Origin of the sequence: Kitasatospora sp. NPDC091207 (genome assembly GCF_044768625.1) — a bacterium.
GTDB lineage: Bacteria > Actinomycetota > Actinomycetes > Streptomycetales > Streptomycetaceae > Kitasatospora.
The window spans coordinates 254,732-264,218 of sequence record NZ_JBIVVS010000011.1; the positions used below are offsets into that span (position 1 = coordinate 254,732).

The 9,487-nt window shown below is 73.7% G+C and carries 8 protein-coding genes; 7 read left to right on the plus strand and 1 reads right to left on the minus strand.

The features are described from left to right. Positions 1 to 413 precede the first annotated feature (413 nt). The 4 genes from ACIQTO_RS20485 (at position 414) to ACIQTO_RS20500 (ending at position 4,247) form a co-directional block, all read left to right on the plus strand. A complete protein-coding gene (locus tag ACIQTO_RS20485) occupies positions 414 to 1,586 on the plus strand; it encodes a serine hydrolase domain-containing protein (RefSeq protein WP_402389728.1) in 1,173 nt (390 codons plus the stop codon). A 1,001-nt stretch (positions 1,587 to 2,587) separates the two neighbouring features. After that, the gene (locus tag ACIQTO_RS20490) at positions 2,588 to 3,127 is read left to right on the plus strand and encodes a hypothetical protein (RefSeq protein ID WP_402389730.1); all 540 of its coding nucleotides are present in this window, start codon (positions 2,588 to 2,590) and stop codon (positions 3,125 to 3,127) included. After that, positions 3,124 to 3,540: a tail fiber domain-containing protein gene (locus ACIQTO_RS20495; RefSeq protein WP_402389732.1), complete on the plus strand. Its 417-nt coding sequence runs from the start codon at positions 3,124 to 3,126 to the stop codon at positions 3,538 to 3,540. The genes ACIQTO_RS20490 and ACIQTO_RS20495 overlap by 4 nt, the downstream gene beginning before the upstream one ends. Then, positions 3,537 to 4,247, plus strand: a complete 711-nt coding sequence (locus tag ACIQTO_RS20500; RefSeq protein ID WP_402389735.1) for a 2OG-Fe(II) oxygenase — start codon at positions 3,537 to 3,539, stop codon at positions 4,245 to 4,247. Before ACIQTO_RS20495 ends, ACIQTO_RS20500 begins: the two co-directional genes overlap by 4 nt. A gap of 46 nt (positions 4,248 to 4,293) precedes the next feature. On the opposite strand, the gene ACIQTO_RS20505 is transcribed toward ACIQTO_RS20500, so the two are convergent. Further along, the gene (locus ACIQTO_RS20505; protein WP_402389737.1) at positions 4,294 to 4,938 is read right to left on the minus strand and encodes an SRPBCC family protein; all 645 of its coding nucleotides are present in this window, start codon (positions 4,936 to 4,938) and stop codon (positions 4,294 to 4,296) included. Between the two features lie 157 nt (positions 4,939 to 5,095). On the opposite strand from ACIQTO_RS20505, the gene ACIQTO_RS20510 reads away from it, so the two are divergent. From ACIQTO_RS20510 to ACIQTO_RS20520, 3 genes are all read left to right on the plus strand, one after another. Continuing rightward, complete coding sequence (locus ACIQTO_RS20510) at positions 5,096 to 5,752, plus strand: TetR/AcrR family transcriptional regulator (RefSeq protein WP_402389738.1); 657 nt, start codon at positions 5,096 to 5,098, stop codon at positions 5,750 to 5,752. 107 nt (positions 5,753 to 5,859) lie between these two features. After that, positions 5,860 to 6,369: a DinB family protein gene (locus ACIQTO_RS20515; protein WP_402389741.1), complete on the plus strand. Its 510-nt coding sequence runs from the start codon at positions 5,860 to 5,862 to the stop codon at positions 6,367 to 6,369. Between the two features lie 259 nt (positions 6,370 to 6,628). Further along, complete coding sequence (locus tag ACIQTO_RS20520; protein ID WP_402389744.1) at positions 6,629 to 9,349, plus strand: M4 family metallopeptidase; 2,721 nt, start codon at positions 6,629 to 6,631, stop codon at positions 9,347 to 9,349. Positions 9,350 to 9,487 lie beyond the last annotated feature (138 nt).

A 9,487-nucleotide genomic window follows, 5' to 3' on the forward strand; every position in this document is an offset into this window, starting at 1 on the left:
CACCGTCCAGAGCGGGAACGCGTCCGGGGCCGACCCGGCGGCGAGCGTGCGCAGGTCCCGGTCGCCGAGCCGCGAACTCCTCGGCGGCCCGGCGCCGGGCGACCGGCGTGACAGGTGCTCAGACGGCCGGCGGGGGGCCGACCTCGGCGGCGCTCCGAAACCTGGACGGCACGGATTCTGCCGGCCGTGGGTGCTGAACTGCGGTCATGGCACTGAACCGTACACGCGCCTACTGCCTCGCGAGCCACCCGTACCACTCCGGGTCAGAGGTGGAAGAACAGGCTGACTCCCTGCCGAACCCCGATACCCGGGCTGGGGGACATCCCCCAGCCCGCTGCGGGATGTCCCCCAGCTGACCCTGGGGTGCGCCGGAGCGCGCCCCGTTCGGGGACGAAGCTGGTTAGCGTCCAGCCATGACCTCGACCCTGCGAAAGAACCTCGCCATGGCAGCCGGTGCCGTCACGCTGCTCGTCGCCAACGTGGCCCCCGCCGTCGCCCAACCCGCCGGTCGCTCCACCGCGGGGCAGTTGCGCCAGGACACCGAGGCGATCCACGCCCTCGGTGTCAGTGGTGTGCAGGCCCGTGTGATCGGGCCCGACGGTCGACAGTCGGTCGCCACCAGCGGCACAGCCGACCTGAAGACCGGCCGCAGGGTCCCTTCGGACGGCTACTTCCGCATGGCCAGTACGTCAAAGATCCTGGTCGCCACCGTGGTTCTCCAACTGGAGGCCGAGGGCAGGCTGTCCCTGGACGACACGGTCGATCACTGGCTGCCGGGAATGGTGGAGGGCAACGGCCACGACGGCCGCCGGATCACCGTCCGCCAACTGCTCCAGCACACCAGTGGCATCACCGACGACGGCCTGCCCGGATACACCACGCCCCGGGAGTACTACCGGCAGCGCCACACCATCCACCGCCCCGAGCAGGTGGTCGCCCTCGCCATGGAGCACGCGCCCCGTGAGGGCTGGAACTACTCCAACACCGGCTATGTACTGCTCGACATGATCATCCAGAAGGCCACCGGCCGGCCCGCCCACCGGGAGATCGAAGGCCGCGTCCTACGCCCGCTCGGCCTCGACCGGACCCGGTGGATGGGCACCTCGCCCGCTCTGCCCAGGCCGCACGCCGCGGCCTACCAGCTCTTCGGCCCCGGCTCCCGGGTGGACGTCACCGACCAGATCCCGGTGGACTACGAGAACCTCTCATGGGTCACGACCACGCGGGACGAGAACGTGCTCCTCCGCGCGCTGCTCACGGGCCGCCTGCTGCCGGCGCGGCAGTTGGGCGAGATGAAGCGGACCGTCCCCGTGAGCGCGGAGGTCCAACAGCTCTGGCCCGGCGGTCGGTACGGGCTCGGCCTGGCCGAGCGCCCCCTCAGTTGCGGGGGCACCTACTGGGGCCACGAGGGCGGGGACGGCGGCTACATCACCCTCAACGGCGTCACCGACGACGGCAGGCGAAGCGCCGTGGTCTCGATGTCCGAGGCACGCGGCGACACCCCGGAGCACATACTGGCCCAGGAGAACGCGGCCGGCGGCCTGATCGACCACGCACTGTGCGCCGGGCGCCCCGACGCCCGGTGAGCGTCGGCGCCGCGCCGGCCGGTGCGCTCCGTGCGGCACTCGCCGGCGCCGCGGATCGGAGGTGCGAACCGCCCCGCCCTCTCGGTCGGGAGGAGGCAGCCCTCAGTGCCTGTGTCCGACCGGGCGGCCAGATCATCTGTTCGGGGGCCGCGGAGTTCTTGGATACTGTCTCGCTCCATGGACCCGGAGTTCCCCCTCGTTCGCGAGGTCTTTCCCGAGCTGGTCGGCGAGCTGGTGGCGCTTCTGGAGGAAGACGGCGAGAACGAGCCGGCCATCCGCGCGTGGGATCTCCGCCGGGTCGCGGAGTGCGGTTGCGGCGACGACTTCTGCCAGAGCTTCAAGACGGAGCCGCGTGGACGGACAGCCGTACGGACAGGGACATCGATGTGTGCCCCTGTCGTCCTCGGAGGGCGTGCTCCTCCTGGACGTTGTGTACGGGCGGATCATGCACGTCGAGGTGCTCGACAGGAAGCCCCTTCGGGACATGCGTGTCCGCCGGCCTGAATAGCCGACAGCCTGACAGGGCCTCGGTGTGGTGGGAACGCGGGGTCGGGTCCGGCGACTCGCGGCCTGTTTCGGTGGTGGTCACCATGGTGACCACCAGGGTGGTCAGTCCCGTTGGGCTTGGCGGCCCGGCGGCCGGCCCGGCGGGCGGATCAGCGGGTGATGAGCCTGGTCATGAGGGTGATGGCGGCCGAGGTGATCAGCGCCTCGGAGCGTTGGATGACGCGGGCACCCGCCGCAGGTGAACGGCCGGTCGACTGATAGGGCTCCGGGAGTCGAAGGGGCGGCTGGCGACCGCGTTCGTCAGTGTCCTGACGGCCGTTCATCAGATCGCGCGAACTCACGGTTGTCGGCTGGGCCGGGCCGGACCGGCGTGGCTACGCTCGGTCACGTCGTCCGATCGGGCGGCACCCGTGGCGCACCGCAGGCGCCCGGGCCGTCCCGGCCGGGCCGCGCCGGGAAATCACCGCGCACGGGCGGTTCGCAGGGGAGTGGACATGAGTTCGGTAGGCCGGAAGACCGTCGCGGTGATGGCCGCCGCCTTGGCGTCGCTGGGCGCGGGAAGCGCTGTCACCGCGTCCGCGACCGCCTCGTCGGCCCCCTCGTGCAGCGGGGCGGAGTGCCCCGACCTGAAGCCGACGAGGCTCACGGCCAGTCAGGCGAGCCTGAACGTCACCCAGATGCAGTTGGAGAACATCCACGCGATGGCGGCCGACGCGGTCACCGGGCAGCCGATCCGCGGCGCCCGGATCGTGTTCGCCACCATCGGCGGCCGGACGCTGGGCGCGGCCTACACCGACTTCGACGGCATCGCCGCGATCACCGCGCCGGAGAACCTGGGGCCCGGGACGCTCCAGGAACTGCTGGGCGGCTACGAGGCCGCCATGATGGGCGACGGCGTCCACGCCCCGGCCGGCGCCCACGGAGCGATCACCATCGGCATCGACCAGGGCCCCGGCGTTCCCGGTGCGCCGTGCGCCGTCTGCAGCGACCGCGCGCTCAAGCAGGACGTGGTCCCGGTCGACTGGAGCCGGTGACGGTGCGGATCCGCCGCCGGCCGGGACGGTCGGCCGACCACACCGCCGCGGAGCGTCGTCCGGCCGTGGCCCCGGCGGCCGGTGGCCCGGCCCCGGCCGGAGCGGTCAACGGCCATCAGGTCCTGGAGCGGGTGGCCGCGCTGCCGATCAGCACCTGGCGCTACCGCTGGGAGCCCGAGGACGTACGCCACCTCGGGCCGATGGCCCAGGACTGGCACGCGGCCTTCGGCCTCAACCCGGACGACACCACCATCCCCGTCGTCGACGGCCTGGGCGTCGCCCTGGTCTGTATCCAGGCCCTGCACCGGCGGGTGGACGAACTCACCGCCGAGGTGGGGCGGCTGCGGGAGGCCGCGGACGCGACCGGGGCCTCCCGGAACACCCGGCCCGATCCGGAAGGCGGGACAGCATGACCACACAGGACACCGCGGCAGCCCGGGAGACCGCGGCGGAGCAGGGTTCGCCGGTGTCCACGGAGGCGATCTGGCGGGTTCCGGTGACGGTCTGCCGCATCACCCGGTTCCTCGGCGAGCGGACGGCCGGCGCTCTGCTGGAGCGCGCGATCGCCTCCGCCGGTGAGCTGTTGAAGCCCTCCATGATCGGGGACCGCGAGCTGGCCCCCGACGTCCGCCGGTCCCGGTCGTACCAGGACTTCGCCGCGCCCGAGCTGATCGCGGCCGTCGAGGAGGTGCGGGAGGCGGTCGAGCACACCCTGGGCGTCTCCTGCCGGCACGCCGAACCCAGCTACGGCCTCAACGTGCACAACGACGGCGACTTCTACCGGCCGCACCAGGACAGCAGTGCCGAGTTCTCCCCCCGGCGGCTGCTCACCTTCGTCTACTACCTGCACCGCACGCCCCGGCCGTTCACGGGGGGCGAGCTGCGGGTGTTCGACGCCGCCCTGCCGCTGTACACGGCGACCACCGGGGACTGGGAGCGGCACACCTGGCGGGACTGGGAGCCCGAGCACGACAGCGTCGTGTTCTTCCGGCCCACGGCCTGGCACGAGGTGCGGCCGGTCGGGTGCCCGAGCGGGCGGCACGAGGACAGCCGCTTCGCCGTCAACGGCTGGCTCTGCGGCCCGGACCCGGCGCACCGCCGGGGCGACGTGAACCCGTAGGCCGCGCCGCCCCGGCGGTGGTCCGCGGGGCGGGTGGTGCGGCGGGTCAGTGGTGCGGGCTGTGGGCGGCGGCCTCGGCGGTGGTCTTCAGGTCGCGCAGCCAGGATTCGAGGCCCTCCCGCAGGATCCTGGTCGCGGTGGGCACGTCCGCCTCGACCTGGGCGCCGGTGTGGGTCTCCTCGGTGCTCACCCGCACACCGCCCCTGACCTTGGTGAAGTTCCACACGTGGACGCCGTCGATGCGCAGGCCCTCGCCGATCGCGGGGCCGGTCCAGCGGATGCACGCGCCCCGCTCGATCTGCCGGACGGTCGAGGTGATCTCCAGGCTGGTGTCGGGGGTCGAGGGGTTGGGGGGGATCGGGGTCGTCCACCGGAAGGCCGAACCCGTGCGGAGCCGGCCGTGGTCGAGGCGCTCCGCCGTCGAGACGGGCGGCTGCCAGGACGGCCAGTTCGCCACGTCGGTCTCCAGGGTCCAGACGGTGTGCAGCGGAGCGTTGATCACGATCTCGGTCCGGTGGCGGACCAGGGCGTCGGGGTCGACGCCCGCCCCGCGGCAGGTGAGGGAGGTGCCGGGGTGGGCGGTGGGGGAGTCGGCTGCCCCGGCGGGCACGGCGGCGGTGCCGAGGAGACCGAGGACGAGGGGGGCGGTGAACAGGGCGGCGCGGAGGCCGGTGCTGCGGAGGCCGGACACGGAGTTCTCCTCTGTCGGTCGGTGCGCATCGCTCGATAGAAGCTCATGCGTTCGTTAGAAGTTATAACGCCACGCGGAGCGACCGGTCAAGAGGATGAGTGATAGGTTCTCACCAACCCTTGATGGTGTATCCAGGTGGACGGGAACGGTGCAGGCCATGGCGACGACGGGCGCGAACACCCCGAGGGAGCGCTACCGGGCCCAGGTCCGGGCGGAGATCACCAAGCGCGCCTGGGAGCAGATCGCCACGGCGGGGGCCTCCGCACTCTCCCTCAACGCGATCGCCAAGCAGATGGGCCTGAGCGGACCGGCGCTCTACCGCTACTTCGCCAGCCGCGACGACCTGATCACCGAACTCGTCCGGGAGGCGTACCGCGGCCTCGCCGACACCCTCCGCGCGGCCGCCGCCGCCGGCGCCGACCTGGCCGGGCTGGCCCACGCCCTGCGCGGTTGGGCCCTGGCGGACCCTCAGCGGTACTTCCTCGTCTACGGCACCCCCGTTCCCGGCTACCACGCGCCCGCGGACATCACCGCGATCTCCTCCGAGATCATGACGACCCTGCTCGACGCGTGCACGGCGCTCGCGCCGGCGGACGGCGCCCCGACGCCCTTCGGCGCCTACCTGGCGGAGCACCGGAGCTGGGCTGCCGGGCACCCCGCCCCGCCCGGGGCCCTGCGCCGGTTCCTGGCCTGCTGGACCCGGCTCCACGGCGTCCTGTCGCTGGAACTCGCCGGCCACTTCGGCGGGATGGACCTCGATCCGGCCCTGCTCTTCGCCGCCGAACTCGACGAGCTGCTGGCCCCCCGGGCCTGAACCCCGCGCGCGGCGGGCCTGTCGGTCCCGGCGCGGCGGACTCCGCCGGTCCACAATGCCGGTAGTCGTCCGATGCCGACGGACCGCGTGCCCGGACGGGGAGCCCCATGAAGAGTGCCGATCTGCTCGCCGACGCCTTCGGCCGGGTCCGCGAGGCCGTGCACGACGTGGTGGACGGCCTCACCGTCGAGGAGCTGTCCGCGCGCGTCGATCCGCGGGCGAACTCGATCGTCTGGCTGGTCTGGCACCTGACCCGCATTCAGGACGACCACATCGCCGACGCCGCCGGTACCGAGCAGATCTGGACCGCCCAGGGCTGGTTCGACCGCTTCGCCCTCGGCTTTCCCGCCGCCTCCACCGGTTACGGTCACCGCGCCCGTGACGTCGCGGCCGTGCGGGTCGACTCCCCGGAACTGCTCACCGGGTACCACGACGCCGTGCACGAGCGCACCCTGTCCTTCGTCCGAGGTCTGACCGGTCCCGCGCTGGACCGGATCGTGGACGAGGCCTGGAGTCCGCCGGTGACCCTGGGCGTGCGCCTGGTCAGCGTCCTCTCCGACGACCTCCAGCACATCGGCCAGGCGGCCTTCGTCCGGGGCGCGCTCCGGCGGCGTTGAGCCCCGGCTCCCGGGGTTGTCGCGGGCGTGGACGCCCCCACATGTGCCGTCTATCGACATATCTCGCCTGACGACTTATGGTTCTCGTAGTGATCGTCGACGGCGGAAGCCGCTGCGACCCGCGCACCTCGGCCTGCCGTCAATTCCGGTGCGCCGCTTGGTCTGCAGAGATCTGACGGTCCGTCATATCCAGCATGCGCGCAGATGCGTACAGATCTGTGCCGCGAGCATCCGTTCCGTGTTCCCCGGGAGGACCGCAGTGCACCACCGCTATCGCACGCCCAAGGCGTTCGGCGCCGGCCTGGCCGCCGTTCTGAGCCTGGGTCTGGCCGGGCCCGTCGCCCTGGCCGCCCCGGCTGCCCAGGCCGCCGAGCCCGACCCCGTGCCCGCCCTGGTGGCCGGTCAGGAGACCGCCACCCCGCAGCTGGTCACCGGTCTCGACGAGCCGGCCCCCGGCGGTCCGGCGGACGCCGCCCGGGCCCACCTCGCGGCCCATCCGGAGCGGTACGGGATCGATCCCGGGCAGCTCACCGAGGTCGGCGCCGAGCGCGACGCCGACGGCCGGAGCACCGTCAGGTTCCAGCAGTACCACGGCGGTGTGCCGGTGCTGGGCGCGCAGTACCTCGTCCACCTCACCGGCGACGGGGCCGGTCAGCGGGTCGAGTCCGTCGGCGGCAAGTACTTCACCGGGCTCACCGCGCCGACCACCGCCACCGTGCCGGCCGCGGTGCTGCGCGACCTGGCGCTCGGCGAGATCAAGGACCCGCAGGCCCGGTCCGGGGCCGCGGTGGAGGACCACGGTCCGGTGGTCCTGCCCGGCGGCACCGGCCGGCTGGCCCAGCACTTCACCGTGCGGGCGACCGCCGCGGGCGGCGGGCAGCAGGCCCACGAGGTCTACGTGGACGCCACCCTCGGGACGGTCGCCCTCTCCTACGAGGCCCGCGCGTCGGCCGCGGCCGCCGGTTCCCCCGCCGCCGGCGCCCCCGTCGCGGCGGCCGCCGTCGAGCCCGCCACCGGGACCGCGCCGGACCTCTCCGGCCGCCGGGTCACGGTGAACATCGGTCGTCTGCCGGACGGGAGTTACCAGCTCAGCGACCTCACCCGGCCGGCCGCGATCACCACCTACGACGCGGCCGGCCGGGCCGCCGGCGAACTCGGCGGCACGATACCCGCCGACCTCGCCCCGGCGCACTCGGCGAGCCCGGACTTCCCGGCCGCTGCCGGCACCTCCGGCGCCACCGACGCCCACGTCAACGCCGGGATCGTGTACGACTTCTACCGCAACCGGCTCGGCCGGGAGGGCCTGGACGGCAAGGCCGGACCGATCGTCTCGGTGACCAACGCGTCCGAGTGGGGAGAGCCGCTCGCGAACGCGTACTGGGACGGGGCCAAGATGGTCTACGGCAACGGCAACGCCAAGTACCTCCCCTTCGCCGTCGCGCTCGACGTGGCCGGGCACGAGATGACCCACGGCGTCGTCGAGCACACCGCCGGGCTGGTCCTGGCCGGCCAGGCCGGCGCGATGGACGAGGCGCTGGCCGACTACTTCGGCAACGCCATCGAGGTCACCGCCCGCGGCATGTCGATGAGCGACCCGAAGGCCGCCCTGCTCGGCGAGAGCCTCTGCCGCACCGGCACCCCGGAGGCCTGCGCCCAGCGGCGGCTGGACGACCACCGCACCACCGTCGACGACTACCTCGGCGTGGGGGGCGCGGTCGACAGCGGCGGGGTGCACCTCAACTCCACCATCTTCGGCGGCGCGCTCTGGGACATCCGGCGCACCCTGGACCCGCTCGTCGCGGACCGGGTGATCTACCGCGCGCTCGCCGACTACCTCACCCCGCTGGACGACTTCGTGGCAGGGCGCAACGCCGTCCTCGCCGCCGGCCGGGACCTCAAGCTCGACCGGGCCCAGCTCCGTTCGGTGGCAGCCGCGTTCGACGCCCACGGGATCCGGGCCGGCTGGCAGAACCGGATCGGCGTGGACAGCCGGGCCCTGCTGCGCGACGTCTCCGGCCCGGCGATCCCCGCGGTCGCCAACGGCCGCTGGGTGATGGCCAAGGCGGCACCGAACGCCGGCAGCCCCCTGTACACGGGTTCCCTCACCGGGGGCGGTACCCCGGTCCGGCTCAGCCCGGAGGACAACCGCGCGCACAGCTGGCCCGCCACCGACGGCACGTCCGCGGTGTGGCTGGCCCTCGGCACCGATGCCCAAGGCAAGTGGTCGATGGACGTGCTGACCCGCGCGCTGGCCGGCGGCCCCGTCACCACCCTGTTCTCCTCCCCGTCGAGCATGCCCGGTGACGTCCAGGTGTCCGGCGGCGACATCGCCTTCCGGGCCTTCGACCCGGCCTCGAACCGGAGCCGGGCGTACCTGTCCCGCAACGGCGGCCCGGCGGTGCCGGTCCCGGCGGCCGCCGACCACGATGTGTCGGGCGTGACCCTCAAGGACGGCGTCCTCGGCTGGTCCGAGCACTGGACGGGCGACCAGGGCGAGGTCGACGCGCCGACCGTCTACTCGATCGCGCTCGGCAAGGTCACCGCCCAGTACCCGACGGCCGCCCCGAAGGCGTGGACCAACTCCACCCAGCTCGCGGGCGGGCGACTGCTCTGGGTCGAGACCTCCGGCGACGGCACCAAGCGCCGGTCGGTCCGTTCCGGCGCGCTGGACGGCTCCGGGGTGACCGAGCTCGTGTCCGGCGACTCGCCGAACGCCCCCTCGAACGGGACCCTCACCGCCTCCGACCGGGCCGTCACCTACCAGGTCGGCAGCGACGAGGCCGACGGCGGCTGGAAGAACGCCACGCTGCCGAAGCTCTGGCAGGTCCCGCTCGTCGGCGGTACCCCCGAGCGGCTCTCCTGCAACCGCGGCGGCCAGTACCTGCCCGCCGCCGAGCGGGGCACCCGGGTGGTCTGGGTGGACGCCACCGCGGGCCGCAGTGACCTGGTGGTCCGCGACCGGCCGGCCGGCACCTGCTGATCCCCTCGCGCACTCCGTGCCCGGCGGCGGGGGGGGCCCCCCCCCCCCCCGGGGGCCCCCCCCCCCCCCCCCCCCCCCCCCCCCCGGGGGGGGCGGGGGGGGGGGGGCGGGGCCCCCCGGGCCCACCGGACCACCGAC

Excerpts from the sequence above, each read along its gene's own strand:
- ACIQTO_RS20515 (WP_402389741.1), top strand. The coding sequence starts at position 5,860 with ATGAAGAGTGCCGATCTGCTCGCCGACGCCTTCGGCCGGGTCCGCGAG.
- ACIQTO_RS20500 (WP_402389735.1), top strand. The coding sequence starts at position 3,537 with ATGACCACACAGGACACCGCGGCAGCCCGGGAGACCGCGGCGGAGCAG.
- ACIQTO_RS20485 (WP_402389728.1), top strand. The coding sequence starts at position 414 with ATGACCTCGACCCTGCGAAAGAACCTCGCCATGGCAGCCGGTGCCGTC.
- ACIQTO_RS20490 (WP_402389730.1), top strand. The coding sequence starts at position 2,588 with ATGAGTTCGGTAGGCCGGAAGACCGTCGCGGTGATGGCCGCCGCCTTG.
- ACIQTO_RS20510 (WP_402389738.1), top strand. The coding sequence starts at position 5,096 with ATGGCGACGACGGGCGCGAACACCCCGAGGGAGCGCTACCGGGCCCAG.